Annotated in this window: 11 protein-coding genes, 1 tRNA gene, 2 rRNA genes and 4 pseudogenes (1 of these 18 only partly in view); 10 read left to right on the top strand and 8 right to left on the bottom strand. The window is 60.8% G+C overall.

Going from position 1 to position 15,583, the window contains the following annotated elements; translation table 11 throughout:
* From RGUI_RS12750 to RGUI_RS12760, 3 genes are all read left to right on the top strand, one after another.
* Positions 1–1,508 (top strand): 23S ribosomal RNA (locus RGUI_RS12750); it begins 1,350 nt to the left of the window's first position.
* A gap of 77 nt (positions 1,509–1,585) precedes the next feature.
* A 5S ribosomal RNA gene (rrf, locus tag RGUI_RS12755) occupies positions 1,586–1,700 on the top strand.
* 106 nt (positions 1,701–1,806) lie between these two features.
* Positions 1,807–1,883, top strand: a tRNA-Met gene (locus RGUI_RS12760).
* Here the strand turns inward: RGUI_RS12760 and RGUI_RS12765 are convergent.
* The 4 genes and pseudogenes from RGUI_RS12765 to RGUI_RS12780 form a co-directional block, all read right to left on the bottom strand.
* A complete protein-coding gene (locus RGUI_RS12765; protein ID WP_081533503.1) occupies positions 1,862–2,164 on the bottom strand; it encodes a hypothetical protein in 303 nt (100 codons plus the stop codon). The genes RGUI_RS12760 and RGUI_RS12765 overlap by 22 nt on opposite strands.
* A 91-nt stretch (positions 2,165–2,255) precedes the next feature.
* Positions 2,256–2,527, bottom strand: a pseudogene (locus RGUI_RS12770) (IS1634 family transposase); the annotation flags it as partial.
* A gap of 154 nt (positions 2,528–2,681) precedes the next feature.
* On the bottom strand, positions 2,682–4,328 hold the full coding sequence (locus tag RGUI_RS12775) for an IS1634 family transposase (protein WP_081532493.1): 1,647 nt from the start codon (positions 4,326–4,328) through the stop codon (positions 2,682–2,684).
* A 279-nt stretch (positions 4,329–4,607) separates the two neighbouring features.
* Positions 4,608–4,826, bottom strand: a pseudogene (locus RGUI_RS12780) (ATP-binding protein); the annotation flags it as partial.
* 64 nt (positions 4,827–4,890) lie between these two features.
* On the opposite strand from RGUI_RS12780, the pseudogene RGUI_RS22170 reads away from it, so the two are divergent.
* The 3 genes and pseudogenes from RGUI_RS22170 to RGUI_RS12800 form a co-directional block, all read left to right on the top strand.
* Positions 4,891–5,846 (top strand): annotated as a pseudogene (locus tag RGUI_RS22170) (IS3 family transposase); the annotation flags it as partial.
* A gap of 170 nt (positions 5,847–6,016) precedes the next feature.
* A complete protein-coding gene (locus tag RGUI_RS12795) occupies positions 6,017–7,663 on the top strand; it encodes an IS1634 family transposase (RefSeq protein WP_081532493.1) in 1,647 nt (548 codons plus the stop codon).
* Between the two features lie 73 nt (positions 7,664–7,736).
* Positions 7,737–7,973, top strand: a pseudogene (locus RGUI_RS12800) (integrase core domain-containing protein); the annotation flags it as partial.
* 130 nt (positions 7,974–8,103) lie between these two features.
* On the opposite strand, the gene RGUI_RS12805 reads toward RGUI_RS12800, so the two are convergent.
* Positions 8,104–8,919: a DUF5131 family protein gene (locus tag RGUI_RS12805; protein ID WP_156882956.1), complete on the bottom strand. Its 816-nt coding sequence runs from the start codon at positions 8,917–8,919 to the stop codon at positions 8,104–8,106.
* Between the two features lie 525 nt (positions 8,920–9,444).
* Entirely contained in the window at positions 9,445–11,190 is a 1,746-nt protein-coding gene (locus RGUI_RS12810; RefSeq protein ID WP_081533510.1) for a site-specific DNA-methyltransferase, read from the bottom strand.
* Positions 11,191–11,447: 257 nt separating this feature from the next.
* On the opposite strand from RGUI_RS12810, the gene RGUI_RS12815 reads away from it, so the two are divergent.
* Positions 11,448–12,323, top strand: coding sequence for a DUF3800 domain-containing protein (locus RGUI_RS12815; protein ID WP_081533512.1), 876 nt, complete (start codon positions 11,448–11,450; stop codon positions 12,321–12,323).
* Between the two features lie 274 nt (positions 12,324–12,597).
* Positions 12,598–13,008, top strand: a complete 411-nt coding sequence (locus RGUI_RS12820; protein ID WP_081533514.1) for a hypothetical protein — start codon at positions 12,598–12,600, stop codon at positions 13,006–13,008.
* Positions 13,009–13,046: 38 nt separating this feature from the next.
* On the opposite strand, the gene yecR is transcribed toward RGUI_RS12820, so the two are convergent.
* A complete protein-coding gene (yecR, locus tag RGUI_RS22535) occupies positions 13,047–13,451 on the bottom strand; it encodes a YecR family lipoprotein (protein WP_081533516.1) in 405 nt (134 codons plus the stop codon).
* A 50-nt stretch (positions 13,452–13,501) separates the two neighbouring features.
* On the bottom strand, positions 13,502–14,191 hold the full coding sequence (locus RGUI_RS12830; RefSeq protein ID WP_156882957.1) for a S24 family peptidase: 690 nt from the start codon (positions 14,189–14,191) through the stop codon (positions 13,502–13,504).
* A gap of 98 nt (positions 14,192–14,289) precedes the next feature.
* Here RGUI_RS12830 and RGUI_RS12835 point away from each other — a divergent pair, with 98 nt between their 5' ends.
* A complete protein-coding gene (locus RGUI_RS12835) occupies positions 14,290–14,535 on the top strand; it encodes a hypothetical protein (RefSeq protein ID WP_081533520.1) in 246 nt (81 codons plus the stop codon).
* Positions 14,536–14,748: 213 nt separating this feature from the next.
* The gene (locus tag RGUI_RS12845) at positions 14,749–15,582 is read left to right on the top strand and encodes a ParB N-terminal domain-containing protein (protein ID WP_081533523.1); all 834 of its coding nucleotides are present in this window, start codon (positions 14,749–14,751) and stop codon (positions 15,580–15,582) included.
* The last annotated feature ends 1 nt before the right edge of the window (position 15,583 follow it).

Below are 15,583 nucleotides of genomic sequence, written 5' to 3' on the forward strand. Positions count from 1 at the left end.
GATCACTAGCGAGAATGATGACATGAGTAGCGACAAGGAGGGTGAGAGACCCTCCCGCCGAAAGTCCAAGGGTTCCTGCTTAAAGCTAATCTGAGCAGGGTAAGCCGGCCCCTAAGGCGAGGCCGAAAGGCGTAGTCGATGGGAACCAGGTTAATATTCCTGGGCCAGGAGGATGTGACGGATTGTGGCGGCGTGCGTGCCTTATCGGATTGGCGCGTATCCAAGACAGTTCCAGGAAATAGCCCTCCGCCAGACCGTACCCTAAACCGACACAGGTGGACTGGTAGAGCATACCAAGGCGCTTGAGAGAACGATGTTGAAGGAACTCGGCAAAATACCTCCGTAAGTTCGCGAGAAGGAGGCCCGGCGTATGAGCGTCGGGGGCACAAACCAGGGGGTGGCGACTGTTTACTAAAAACACAGGGCTCTGCGAAGTCGCAAGACGACGTATAGGGTCTGACGCCTGCCCGGTGCCGGAAGGTTAAAAGGAGGAGTGCAAGCTCCGAATTGAAGCCCCGGTAAACGGCGGCCGTAACTATAACGGTCCTAAGGTAGCGAAATTCCTTGTCGGGTAAGTTCCGACCTGCACGAATGGCGTAACGACTTCCCCGCTGTCTCCAACATCGACTCAGCGAAATTGAATTGCCTGTCAAGATGCAGGCTTCCCGCGGTTAGACGGAAAGACCCCGTGCACCTTCACTACAGCTTCGCACTGGCATCAGGCACAACATGTGCAGGATAGGTGGTAGGCTTCGAAGCAGGGACGCCAGTCCCTGTGGAGCCATCCTTGAGATACCACCCTTGTTCTGCTTGATGTCTAACCGCGATCCGTTACCCGGATCCGGGACCCTGCGTGGCGGGTAGTTTGACTGGGGCGGTCGCCTCCCAAATCGTAACGGAGGCGCGCGAAGGTTGGCTCAGAGCGGTCGGAAATCGCTCGTTGAGTGCAATGGCAGAAGCCAGCCTGACTGCGAGACTGACAAGTCGAGCAGAGACGAAAGTCGGCCATAGTGATCCGGTGGTCCCGAGTGGAAGGGCCATCGCTCAACGGATAAAAGGTACGCCGGGGATAACAGGCTGATACTGCCCAAGAGTCCATATCGACGGCAGTGTTTGGCACCTCGATGTCGGCTCATCTCATCCTGGGGCTGGAGCAGGTCCCAAGGGTACGGCTGTTCGCCGTTTAAAGAGGTACGTGAGCTGGGTTTAGAACGTCGTGAGACAGTTCGGTCCCTATCTGCCGTGGGTGTAGGATACTTGAGAGGAGTTGCCCCTAGTACGAGAGGACCGGGGTGAACGATCCACTGGTGGACCTGTTGTGGCGCCAGCCGCAGTGCAGGGTAGCTATGATCGGACAGGATAACCGCTGAAGGCATCTAAGCGGGAAGCCCCCCTCAAAACAAGGTATCCCCGAGGGCCGTGGTAGACCACCACGTCGATAGGCCGGAGATGTAAGTGCAGCAATGCATTCAGTTGACCGGTACTAATGGCCCGATAGGCTTGATCCGATCCAGTAAAAGACAAACTCGGATCAAAAGCATACACACATGAAACTGTACTACTTGGATAACTGGATTTTCCTCGGTTTGGTGGTCATAGCGCGAGCAAAACACCCGGTCCCATTCCGAACCCGGAAGTTAAGTGCCGATGCGCCGATGGTACTGCGCCAATAGACGTGGGAGAGTAGGTCACCGCCAAACCTAGAAAAATCCAAAATAACTCTCAATACGAAAAAAATCAGGTCGCGCCAGAAGAGAAGACCCCAAAAACGCGCGGCACCGGCGAAAAGCCAATACAAAACCCTGTCGCGGGGTGGAGCAGCCCGGTAGCTCGTCAGGCTCATAACCTGAAGGTCGTAGGTTCAAATCCTACCCCCGCAACCAACGCGTCGCAGTAGCCAGTTGAATCCGGTGAGAGGCGTCCAAAGCGCCCTCCCGCAACCAACGATCGACCGGAAGTCGGGGTTTTGCTGTCCGGCTGCAAAGCGCAGGATCGCTCTCAGGTCGCCGGGCAGAACGATGAAGAGTTCGCCGTTCTGCGGCACGAGGCTGATTTCATCTAGTCGTGATCGAAGCACGTCGACGGCGGCGCCATCATCGTCCTCGGATTGCAGGTTCTCGCACAGATTCCCGATCCGATCCTGATACATTATGTCAATCGGCATCAGTTCAGACCCCTCAAGTTCACCAGTAAAACGCGTAAGTGATTGATATCGTTATGGCGAGATTGGCCAAAATGTAACTACGCGAGGGTGATCAGGCGGGTTTTGGCAGGTTCAGGGTGTCGAAGAGGTCCAGTTGTTCGGGGTCGGGGTGGTGAGGCCGTCGAGCTTTCGGTCGGCGATCCGGGCTTCGTGGCGGTGGATGCGCGCGAGCATGTCGAGGGCGGTTCGTGGGCTGGCGTCATGTCCTTTTGCCTTCAGCCGCATGCGCATGACGCGGTAGAGGACGAGGGCGAGAAAGCAGATCAGCGCGTGGGCGCGGATGCGGTCGGGCAGCCGATGGTGGACGGCGGCGCCATCATCGTCCTCGGATTGCAGGTTCTCGCACAGATTCCCGATCCGATCCTGATACATTATGTCAATCGGCATCAGTTCAGACCCCTCAAGTTCACCAGTAAAACGCGTAAGTGATTGATATCGTTATGGCGAGATTGGCCAAAATGTAACTACGCGAGGGTGATCAGGCGGGTTTTGGCAGGTTCAGGGTGTCGAAGAGGTCCAGTTGTTCGGGGGTCGGGGTGGTGAGGCCGTCGAGCTTTCGGTCGGCGATCCGGGCTTCGTGGCGGTGGATGCGCGCGAGCATGTCGAGGGCGGTTCGTGGGCTGGCGTCATGTCCTTTTGCCTTCAGCCGCATGCGCATGACGCGGTAGAGGACGAGGGCGAGAAAGCAGATCAGCGCGTGGGCGCGGATGCGGTCGGGCAGCCGATGGTGGACGGGGGCGATCTCGATATCGGATTTCAGGACGCGGAAGCCGCGTTCGATATCGGCCAGCGACTTGTAGCGGGTCACGGTTGCGGTCGGCGTCAGGTCGGGGGCATTGGTCAGCAGGGCGAGCTTGCCGTCGAAGAGTTCGGCTCGGGCGACGGCGTCTTCGTCGATGCTGTAGCTGAACCGGTCGGCCTGCAGGTCTGCCTTGAGGAACCGGGTCAGTTCGGCCTCGGCCACGGCGCGCGTGAAGCGGCTATAGGCGCCGCGGTCGGAGGCGCGGCGGCCCCGCGCCGTCTGGCCGTCGTCTTGCGCATCGAGCTTGGCGACCATCTTTTCGGCCTGGGCTTCAAGTTCGGCGATGCGGGCGCGACGTCGTTCGGATTGGTCGGCGGCTCGAACGGGATCATGGGCGACGATCAGGCGATGGCCGGCAAAATTGCTTTCCGCCAGGCCGCCTTCGTCGAAGGCAAGGCCCCGAAAGGTCTCGACCAGATCGGCATAGCGACGGGCGGGGACGGCGAGGATGAACTCCAGCTTGCGGTCGTCCTGATCGGCCAGGGCGGTCAGTTCGTCGATGTTTTCAAGGCTGAGCAGGCCACGGTCGGCGACCAGGATGACACGCTGCACGGGAAACCGCTGCAACACCGTCTGCAGCATGCCCTGCAGGGTTTTCGTCTCCCCGACATTGCCGGGGTGGACCGTGTGCATGAGCGGCAGGCCGTCGGCGGTTTGCACGACGCCGAGCACGAATTGCCGGGCGATGCCACCGGTTTCCTTGTTCATGCCATAGGCGCGGAGGTCGTCGTCAACCTCTCCGTCGCCATGGATGCGCACCGTGGTCAGGTCGTAGAAGACCACGGCCAGGTCCCGATCGACCAGCGGACGGATTTGTCTGGCCAGTTCCATCTCGACCCGCTCGGCATGGTCCATCAGCGCATCCATGGCGCGGAGCAGATGTTGATGCGTGACGGTGTCCGGCATCGCGGGCATCGCGACCGTTTCCAGCCAGCGCAGGCAGCCCAGCTTGCTTGTGGGGTCGCACAACCGATTGAACACCATGGCGCGGACCAGCGCCTCCACGTCGACTTTCCGCTTGCCGGAACGCAGCGCACGGCCGAGGGCATGATCGAAACCAAGGTCCTTCCACAACTCGTGCAGGGCAAAGACGTCGCCATAGCTGCGCGCCGCCTCGTAGGTGATCTCGGCCTTCTCGGGCTCGACCCGACCCGCGGCGCGACTGAGCCCCCGGATCAGCGCATCGAGCTGGCCATCCTTCATCCCGTCCACGCGCCCCAGATTGGCCACGACGCGCAGCCGGGGCTTGCCCGCCTCGTTACGGAAGGACTCGACAATCTGCAGATAGCGACGCCCGCCGCTCTCGGTGATGCGCGTGAACATGGCATGCAGGATATCGCACGTTTGGGCGCATTCATAGGGTCTTAAACATCATAACGTGTAACTACACGACTTCGGCCGAACTGCCCACCTCGCGCGCCTTAAGCTATTGAAATCCCATACCTGCGCTGAACGCGCTCACGCAGATTCCCCCGGATTTTGTCGAAGTTCGGAGACCCCCTATCGGCGCCGAAAATTGACCCCCTTGGAGCTGAGCTGGCCCGGCGCTGCGTAGTCCCCATGTAACGCAGCGGCGGCGGGCCAGCGTGGTGGGCCATTTCGCTATGCTCGGTTCTTGAAGCGCCAGCTTTCGTTTCCGGTCTCGACGATCTCGCAGTGGTGGGTCAGGCGGTCGAGCAGAGCGGTGGTCATCTTCGCGTCGCCGAAGACGGTGGGCCATTCGCCGAACGCGAGGTTGGTTGTCACGATGATCGAGGTCCGCTCGTAGAGCTTGCTGATCAGGTGGAACAGGAGCTGGCCGCCGGTCTGGGCGAAGGGGAGAGAGGTGGTCGCGGGAGTTTGGACCTGGTGTTAAGCTGTAGCACCTGAGGAAGAACGCACAGAAATGACCAAACGGAAACGCTATTCGGCAGAGTTCAAGGCGAAGGTGGCTCTGGAAGCCATCCGCGAGGAACTGACGACGGCCGAACTGGCCAAGAAGTATGACATCCACCCCACGATGATCAGCGGCTGGAAGCGGACTGCGATCGAGAACATGGCTTCAGCCTTCAATGGCCACGCGACTGCTGAGCCGGCGATATCGGCGGCAGAGGTTGAAAAGCTGCACGCCAAGATTGGCCAGTTGGTCGTGGAACGGGATGCTCCGCAGCGCTTACGCGGCCCCACTGGGGCCACGGTCGCTGCTACGATGTCGGAAGCCTCCAGTCTCATCCCCGGCACTGGAGGCAAAAAGCGGTGAAGAAGGGCCATCCTGATCTCAGCGTCCGGCGGCAATGCAGCCTGCTGTCGCTGGCCCGCTCGAGCCTTTACTACCAGCCACGCGGCGAAAGCGCGGAGAACCTGAAGGTCATGGAAATCATCGACCGGCAGTTCCTGGAGACGCCGTGGTATGGGTCCCGACAAATGGCCCGGCACTTGGCTCGCGAGGGACATAGGTGCGGACGGCATCGTGTGCGGCGGCTGATGAAGCTCATGCGGTTGGTGCCGATCTACCAGGAACCGAAGACCAGCAAGAAGCACCCGGAGCACAAGATATATCCATATCTTCTGAAGGACTTGCCCATCACCCGGCCGAACCAGGTCTGGTGTGCTGACATCAGCTACATTCCCATGCGCCGGGGATTTCTCTATCTCGTGGCTGTCATGGACTGGCATAGCCGGAAGGTGCTGAGTTGGCGGCTCTCGAACAGCATGGACGCGGGGTTCTGCGTGGAGGCGTTGAAAGAAGCGCTGGCCAGATACGGCACCCCCGAGATATTCAACACCGATCAGGGTTCGCAATTCACCAGCACCGATTTCACCGACGTGCTGCGCGATGCGACGGTGAAAATATCGATGGATCCGAACTTCGACAAAATCCGGGGGAATCTGCGTGAGCGCGTTCAGCGCAGGTATGGGATTTCAATAGCTTAAGGCGCGCGAGGTGGGCAGTTCGGCCGAAGTCGTGTAGTTACACGTTATGATGTTTAAGACCCTATGAATGCGCCCAAACGTGCGATATCCTGCATGCCATGTTCACGCGCATCACCGAGAGCGGCGGGCGTCGCTATCTGCAGATTGTCGAGTCCTTCCGTAACGAGGCGGGCAAGCCCCGGCTGCGCGTCGTGGCCAATCTGGGGCGCGTGGACGGGATGAAGGATGGCCAGCTCGATGCGCTGATCCGGGGGCTCAGTCGCGCCGCGGGTCGGGTCGAGCCCGAGAAGGCCGAGATCACCTACGAGGCGGCGCGCAGCTATGGCGACGTCTTTGCCCTGCACGAGTTGTGGAAGGACCTTGGTTTCGATCATGCCCTCGGCCGTGCGCTGCGTTCCGGCAAGCGGAAAGTCGACGTGGAGGCGCTGGTCCGCGCCATGGTGTTCAATCGGTTGTGCGACCCCACAAGCAAGCTGGGCTGCCTGCGCTGGCTGGAAACGGTCGCCATGCCGGCGATGCCGGACACCGTCACGCATCAACATCTGCTCCGCGCCATGGATGCGCTGATGGACCATGCCGAGCGGGTCGAGATGGAACTGGCCAGACAAATCCGTCCGCTGGTCGATCGGGACCTGGCCGTGGTCTTCTACGACCTGACCACGGTGCGCATCCATGGCGACGGAGAGGTTGACGACGACCTCCGCGCCTATGGCATGAACAAGGAAACCGGTGGCATCGCCCGGCAATTCGTGCTCGGCGTCGTGCAAACCGCCGACGGCCTGCCGCTCATGCACACGGTCCACCCCGGCAATGTCGGGGAGACGAAAACCCTGCAGGGCATGCTGCAGACGGTGTTGCAGCGGTTTCCCGTGCAGCGTGTCATCCTGGTCGCCGACCGTGGCCTGCTCAGCCTTGAAAACATCGACGAACTGACCGCCCTGGCCGATCAGGACGACCGCAAGCTGGAGTTCATCCTCGCCGTCCCCGCCCGTCGCTATGCCGATCTGGTCGAGACCTTTCGGGGCCTTGCCTTCGACGAAGGCGGCCTGGCGGAAAGCAATTTTGCCGGCCATCGCCTGATCGTCGCCCATGATCCCGTTCGAGCCGCCGACCAATCCGAACGACGTCGCGCCCGCATCGCCGAACTTGAAGCCCAGGCCGAAAAGATGGTCGCCAAGCTCGATGCGCAAGACGACGGCCAGACGGCGCGGGGCCGCCGCGCCTCCGACCGCGGCGCCTATAGCCGCTTCACGCGCGCCGTGGCCGAGGCCGAACTGACCCGGTTCCTCAAGGCAGACCTGCAGGCCGACCGGTTCAGCTACAGCATCGACGAAGACGCCGTCGCCCGAGCCGAACTCTTCGACGGCAAGCTCGCCCTGCTGACCAATGCCCCCGACCTGACGCCGACCGCAACCGTGACCCGCTACAAGTCGCTGGCCGATATCGAACGCGGCTTCCGCGTCCTGAAATCCGATATCGAGATCGCCCCCGTCCACCATCGGCTGCCCGACCGCATCCGCGCCCACGCGCTGATCTGCTTTCTCGCCCTCGTCCTCTACCGCGTCATGCGCATGCGGCTGAAGGCAAAAGGACATGACGCCAGCCCACGAACCGCCCTCGACATGCTCGCGCGCATCCACCGCCACGAAGCCCGGATCGCCGACCGAAAGCTCGACGGCCTCACCACCCCGACCCCCGAACAACTGGACCTCTTCGACACCCTGAACCTGCCAAAACCCGCCTGATCACCCTCGCGTAGTTACATTTTGGCCAATCTCGCCATAACGATATCAATCACTTACGCGTTTTACTGGTGAACTTGAGATGGATGGTCGGGGGCGCTGGATCGACAATCGGATGATCGAGCGGCTCTGGCGATCCCTCAAATACGAATGCGTCTACTTGAACGCCTTCGAAACCGGGTCCGAAGCCCGAGAAGGGATCGGCGGCTGGATCACCTACTACAACGAAAGACGCCCACACTCATCACATGGGCTCCTGACGCCGGACGAGGCCTATGGTAGACAATCTCCGGACCTGAAGGTCGCCGCCTGAAATGAAACCCATGCTATAGCTTAGCACGGCGGCAAACTGGTCGAAATTCCAGGACCACCTCTGTTGGTCGGTTTGCGTGGTCTGTCTTGTCACGGGCGACTCGCGCATAGAGCGCGAGAAGGCTAGGCCTTCATCCGCTGGGATGGCAAGCCATCATGCGTTTGTCCGTCCAAACTGCGTCCTGCAACCTTTTTCCCCACGCGCACCATGACTGTCCCATCGGGGCTTGCTGCGTGCGCCGCTGCGGTAGATTGATGCCGTCGCCCGGGACCCAGTCGCCCCATTGTTTGAAATGGAACGGCACATCAGCCTCCATGCACTGAACCAGAAGTGACCGAAACCAGGAAGGGCTGGCCGGCCGCGCCTTCGGCCCACTTTCGCCACCAGTGATCACCCATGAAATCGCATGGAGATACGCGCGCAGGTCCAGCGGCCCAAGTAGAGGTTCAGCCGAAATGAACCTCACCTTCGCTGGTACGCTGGCAAGTTCGGGAAGGTTTTCATCGGCACGTTTCTGGTTTTCGACCGTCGTGCCAAGCCAGACATTCAGCGGCCATTCCGCGCCCCAAGGCGCCAGGCCCCGCACCAGTTCCGGACGTTTTGTCAGGAGCAGCCAGTCGAGGTTCGGGGTGGCTTCGATCAGCGCCCAAAGGCGGGCGCGATGTGGGTCAAGGTCACGCCGATCCTCAAACACATCTGCCATGGAAGCGCAAAATACACGCGCCCTCTGCCCCGTCCCCTCAAGCCGTCGGTTCCAGGCCTCTGGCGCTTCCCAGTGCGTTTCGCCGAAAAACCGTCGGTCGCTTTTCGGGCCCCAAACATCCTGACCGACACGCCGCGCCCATGCTTCGGCATAGCAGTGCTTGCAGGCCTCAGACACCTTCACACAGCCCCACCATGGGTTGAACGTGTGCGTCGTCCACTCGATCTTCGAATTCTCGCCCATCGCATCCTCCTGCTGGATTGGCCGGCCGACAGTTCCGTCTTGTTTCCGGCGTGGCGCCCGCGATCCGAGACTCACCCACAGTCCAACATGTTGCAAGTTGTTCTTCGCGCACGAGTATAGGGGGGTGCAAGCTTTCGGACAAAGCAACAAAAGCACCCGCCCACCGGTAACCATATGTGAATACGACACAAAAGGCAGGTCCGGGGCGCTGGACGGGATGCGGAGTTGTGCAAGTCGGGGGCCGGGAATGCGCGATTGAGAGTGTGTGAGCCGTCAAAGACCGCGCAGGAAACACCTGTAAAACCAGCAACGTAGGTCATTTGGGCCGCATTTACGGCGGTCCGGTTTCGGATGCTTCGTCCGAAACCTCCGCATCAGGTGTGGCCGCATCGAAACGAGCCAATAATCAAAGGGTTGTGGCTTGGGCGGGTGCGGGAGAACGGAGAGGCGGTTTCGGACGTTGGCGACCTGTCAGAATTGGGGGCGCCGTGGCGATCCTGACAGGTCGTTCGAAGCGCCTGGCATTTAGACAGCCATGCGGAGTTGGGCGGGCATGGGGCGGTCGGCTTCGGGCCGCGCTGCGGCAACGGAAGGACCTGTACCATCGAAAGTGAACAGCATGGCGCGCTGGCGCGCCAGTTCGCGCGGGTCGACAAAGCCGCTGGCAGAGCGACCGCGCTGGCGCCCGGCCGCGGCCGCAGCGACGCTGTCAAATAGTGCCGGAACCCGGATGGCCGCGCCTTCAAATATCTCACGCACGGTCAGGATCTGCACCGCCGGGAACGGGCCGGTCGCTGTTTCGATAGTGCCAGCCTGGCGGGCCTCGTTCAGCATGCCGCGCGATGGTTCGTGCGCGCAGACGAAAACGGCGATTGCATCCGGGTCGCGCGTTTCGCGGCGTTCGCGGTCTAGCGTGCCGACAAGGTCGCGGATCATGCCCGGGTTGAGGTTGCGTCCACCCTTGACCGAGATGATGCCCCGGCTCTTCTGGTCGTTTCCGGTGAGGAAATAGAAGATGCCATCGATCCCGCGGTCGCCGCGATACTTGCCGGAATGCATGCCCCCAATGCGTGTGACAGCCCATTCCTCGAACTTGAAGGGGTGGTTCTCGGCTAGGTAAAGCGCGCCGTCGATGCTGCGCGGGATGCCGAAGACATCGTAGTCGATAGCCGGGAAATGGGTGCGCAGACGGTCGCCCACTACGCTCATGGCCTGAATGGCGACATCGATCCCGATCCACCGCCGGCCCATGGCGTGGGCGGCGTGTAACGTGGTGCCACAGCCGCAGAACGGGTCGAGTACGACGTCGCCTTCGTTCGAGGACATCGCGATAATCCGCTCCAGCAGCGCCAGAGGTTTCTGCGTCGGATAGCCGAGACGCTCCCGGGCCTGGGAATTCAGGGGCAGGATATCAGTCCAGACATCGGTAAGGGGCAGTCCCTTCATTTCGTCGAGATACCTCTTCAGGCGGGGCACCTTTCCGGGCGCGCTCTGATGGATCAATCCAGCCTCGTAGGCCGCCTGCATCCGGTCTTTCGTCCAGCGCCAGACACGCCTGACGCCAAGAAATTCATAGTCGAGGTTCGGGCGGTTCTTGTTCGGGTTCAGAAGGTCGCCGAGCGTATAGCGCCGCCCATCCGGATCGATATTGCAGTATTTCTGCGCCGTCTTCTCGGGCAGATTGTCGGGGTCATAGGGCACGTAGATCGCGTCGTCGTTCCAGGTGGCGTCATCCGACTTGCGATAGGCGAGCAGCAGATCATGCGTGTTGGGAAGCCGCCTTTTCATCAAAGACTTGCCGGTGTTGCGCTGCCAGACGATTTCGTTCTGGAACAGACCGACCCCGAAGATCGCGTCCATCACCACCTTCAGGTAGTGGCTGGCCGTGGGGTCGCAGTGCAGGTAGAGACTGCCGGTGGGTTTTAGAACGCGGTCGAGCTCGGCCAGCCGCGCGGCCATCATCACCAGATAGGCCAGCATGTCGTTTTCGCCGAGGATGCGCCGCAGGGCGCCCAGAACGTCGCCCACGCGGCCAGGCCGCATTTCCAGCATCGCGAAGGTTTCCTCGGCCGGGTCGCCCCATTTCCACGTATCCTCGAAGGTGGCGATCTGCGCGTCGGCCCAGCGGGTTTTGTCGGGGCTCTTGAATAGCAGGTTGTAGCTGGCGTTCGAGTTGAAGGGCGGGTCGAGATAGACTAGGTCGACGCTTTCATCGGGGATGTATTCCCCAAGAATATTGAGATTGTCGCCGAAGTAGAACGCGTTTTTCATAGTCTCCTCCCCCGCCGAACACGGCCCTAAAAGCATTGCGCGGTGCGATTCGTCGACCAAAGGAAAACGGAATACGTTCCCGAATTTTCCGCGTTCCGACTCGGCCTGATGCCAGAATGGCACGAACGGAGGGGGAACAATTTATCTGGTTCAGGCCGCACCTAGAGCTTGGGCGCGCTCGCCCTTCCAAACCAAAGGGACAATGTTCCCGATCTGGTCGAATTGACTCTCTTTTGCGCCGAGTGTTCCCATGCGGTATGCCCACATCTTCCGAACCATACGAGTACGTTCTCTATATTGACGAAGCCGGCGACGATGGCCTCAAGCGAGTGCGCCCGATAGACGAAAAAGGGGCGTCGGAATGGTTGGTGGTTTCAGGTGTACTTATCCGGCACACCAATGAGTCCTCCGTTGTTGAATGGGTTCGGGACATTCGCCAGGATATAAACGCGCGACAGGCCCCTGCGTTACACTTCCGAAACCTCTCTCCGACAAAGAAGAGGCGCGCGTGCGAACTCCTAGTCGAGAAGCCCGTGGTCTGTTTCGCGGTGTGTTCAAACAAGAAGAACATGCGCGGCTGGAATAACGAGCGCGCCGCGCGCATGGGCGGAAAGCAATGGTTTTACAACTTCTGTGTCCGTTTTTTGATGGAGCGCGTCACGGATTTTTGCCTCAAGGACAGCACCAGGAAGTACGGAGCATCGAGATATCTGAAGGTCGTCTTCAGTCAGCGAGGCGGTCATTCCTACGGGCAGACAAAAGCTTATTGGGAGCTTCTCAAGGCGCAATCTCTCGCAGGAACAACCTATTTGGACAGGTGGGTGATGCGCCATGAAGTGCTTAGGTTCCGGCTAGTGGACTACGTGCCGCACACATCGAACGCAGGGCTTCAGTTGGCAGACGCCGTCGCCAGTGCGTTCTATCAGGCCTGCGATACGCTTGACGTCGTGAACGACCCTGAACCCGCGAAGCTGCTTCGTCCAAGAATGGCGAGGGCGGGTGGATTGATAGCCGACTACGGGATTGTTCTGCAGCCCACGCCCCCTACGAAGGCACGGCTTTCCGAAAAACAGAAAGCAATCTTCGCGTTCTACGGCTATGACTTCGGAGCGCGTGGGCCCCGGCCCCTCTAACCTGGGCCCCAATAGGCTGCGATCCGTTGCGCAACCGTAAACCTAGGCGCGGATGCGTCCTAGCGCACCAGCAAAGGGGGTCCTCCGGCGTATCCCACGCACTGAATCGTTGCACATCAATCGAATTCTGTCACCAGCCTTGTCGGGGATTGCGACATCCCGGCCGTTTCCCGCGCATTCGCTCAACTAGTCACTGGTGGGGATTTCCGGTCTTGCGGGGTCGTTCTTGCGGGGGGAGCATGGAGGTGAAGGCCGCTGTGCAGAGGAGGCGCCGATGCCGGAATGGATGAGACCGCTTGCGATGGTGGCGGGTTTGGCTGCTGCCGGAACAGGATGGGCGGCGCAAGCCGCGCCACCAGAACTGGATGCGGTGCTGGCGCGGGTTGAGTCGTCGGAGATGTTCCTTTGCCGGATCGATGGTGATGACACGTCTAAGCCATTTGCCTTCGCCAAGGCTAAAGATGGCACACTGATCGCGATCGCACCTTGGGAAGGCGTCTACAACTGGTCCGGTGAAAGGCTAATGAGGCTTACGAAGAAGAGCCGCGTTACTGTTGTCGGCGATGGACAATACGTCACCATGCGTGGTGCCACCGTCGAAACAGGTAGCTGCGAGGTAGTCACGGCGGATGTGATCTACCTACTGAAGATGATCTATCAAACAGAGCCTTGGGCCCAGAAATAGGTTTTGCGAGAAGAGTAGCAGCTCTCTAGGACCAATAGTTACCCGCGGCCCAGGCATTGATAGGTGCGCGATACCATACCGCGAATGCAATTTCCCCAGCCGTCGGATTGATTGCACTGTGTGCGCACCCCTTCGAAGGGATCTGCTCGACGATAACCCCAAGCACGGCAACGCGCATCGGCTGCAGCCTGCGCGGCAGCCCAGTCGGCTGTTACTTTCTCTGCTGACGTGAAGTCGTAGGAGAGCACGACGCTAGCATCGGCGCGGCTTCCACCTGTTGGTACGGGCGTTTTGGTAACTTCGACACAGCCCGCAAGAGCAACTAGACACAGGGCGGACAGAGAACGAGAGCGAAGGTTCATTGCGGTACTTTCGGATAAATGAACGAAACTTACGGCAATCTTGCACTGACATAGATAAGCGAACTGTCCCGCGGAGTGCATTTCACTGCGGCAAGCCGACGCACCTCAGCAGCTTCGGACGCGATGCCGCATCATCCCGGCGCCACGCGGCCCCACCAGCGCACGCGGCCGAGGATGACGATATCAGCATCCGAAGCGATTTCCGGTGGGGTGGCTGGGTTGTCAGAAATCAGCAGAAGTCGCCCGGCTTCAACCCGGTCCAGGCGTTTGACACGGGCCCCAGTGCCGTCCCGTAGGGCGAAAATTGGGGGGCGCCGCCGGTCGTGTGCCGCCCTGCGATGAGCCGGCGGGGTTGTCCGCGCCGTATCTAGCAACAGAAGGTCGCCGCATTCAATTGTGGGCACCATACTGTCGCCGCGCGCGCGAACCAATGCAGCGTTTGATGCCGATAACCCAAGACGATTCAACCAGTCGGCCCGGAAGGCAATGTAGTCATCGATGCCCTCCATGCCGTTTTCGGCCCCTGCGCCTGCAGCCAGTTCAGCCAAGTGGACCGGAACCGGGACGAAAGCGGAATCCTCAGCTGGACCTGCTGGCTGATCCGTAACCGTAAGTGCGCGAGGTGGGCCAAAGTAAAATTCAAGGTCCAGGACCTCGGCCAATTTCTGGAGATTCTCGACTGGGTGATCGCGCTCTCTTGCTCGGCGGTTTTGGAGGTTCTTGATCAAGGACGGATTTCCCACCGCCAGCCGCGACGCCGCGGCGGCAGACAACTTTTTCCGCGCAAGGGCGGCATCTATCGCGTCCAAAATGTCTTTCACGATGCAAATATAGCCCCACAGGGCTACGCGGGAAAGTAGTGTTATCCGTAGCCCTAAAGGGCTTGCTTTAATAAGCCCTTTAGGGCTACTGTGGTCGTATGAGCAGGCAAATTGACCACATCCTTACACTGGCGAAGCTCCTGGGCGCGCACGAGGGCATAACGCACTGGGCCGTTTCCAGCCGGATTTCGACAAAAAGTGACCTGATCGACCGTCTAAAACGGGGTCGTGACCTGCACACGCGCACCGCGGAAGCGATGCTTGTGCGCCTTTCAGAAATCTGGCCGGCCGATCTTGATTGGCCCGACGACATCGAACGGCCGGAGCGCGCCGATGCGCGCTGATCGTCCCCGCCTCCGCCCTGCCGAACAGGCAGCCACCGCTCACGGACGGCTGGCAGGGCGTGAGCCTGCCGGCCTGCGCGCCTCCTCCTCCCTGCGCGCGGGCCGGCGGCCGTTGGTGCACCGGATACAGGACAGTTGGCTTGGCGATGTTCTTGGCGGGCTGTCGCTGGCAGTCCTGGTGATCGCCTTCTGTTTTCTGCCGCTGGTGTGGCCATGAGCGGTGCGGGCAAGGTCATCTCCGCGCCGGTCGACCGGATCGACGTGCCGGGCAACCGAGCGCGGGCCTACAGCGCGGAGACCGCGCAGGCGCTGGCCGGGGTGATCGAGGCGCAGGGGCTGTTGCATCCGATCACGATCCGGCGCGACGGGCCGCGCTTTCGCCTTGTCGCTGGCCTGCACCGGCTGCGGGCGTTCGAAATCCTCGGCCGGGAAACGATCCCGGCGCGGCTGTCGACAGCCGAGACGGAAGAGGCTGAACGCCTTGAAGAGCTGATGGAAAACCTTGGTCGGGGCGAGCTGATCGCGCTGGACCGCTGCCAGCATCTGTTCGAGCTGAAGGTGGTGTGGGAGCGGATGCATCCGGAGACCGCCCACGGGAAGGCGTCACCAAAGACGCAAAGTTTGCGTCTTTCCGATGAGGCGCCCGAAGTCTTCGGGTTCGCCCCGTCCGTCGCGGAGACCGTCGGCCTGTCGAAGCGGTCGATCCAACTGGCCGTGAAGATCTGGGCGGGCCTGTCTGTGGCCTCGCGTAAGCGGCTGATCGGCACCGATCTGGCGAAAAAACAGACCGAACTCAAGGCGCTTTCCGAACTGAAACCCGCGCAGCAGGCCAAGGTTCTGGACCTGATCCTGGGCGAGCTGCCGCCCGCGAATGTCGCGCAGGCGCTGGAGTATCTGGAAACCGGCTGCGCACCTGACGTGGTCGAAAAGCGGTTCCATGCCGTCAGCCGCAGCATCGCCGCGCTTGACGACGACGTGTTCGATCGGGTGATCGCGGCGCATGAGGATCGCGTGATCGCCTCGCTCAGGCGGCAGGGGGGCTTGTGAC

It is taken from the genome of Rhodovulum sp. P5, assembly GCF_002079305.1.
Taxonomy (GTDB): Bacteria; Pseudomonadota; Alphaproteobacteria; order Rhodobacterales; family Rhodobacteraceae; genus Rhodovulum.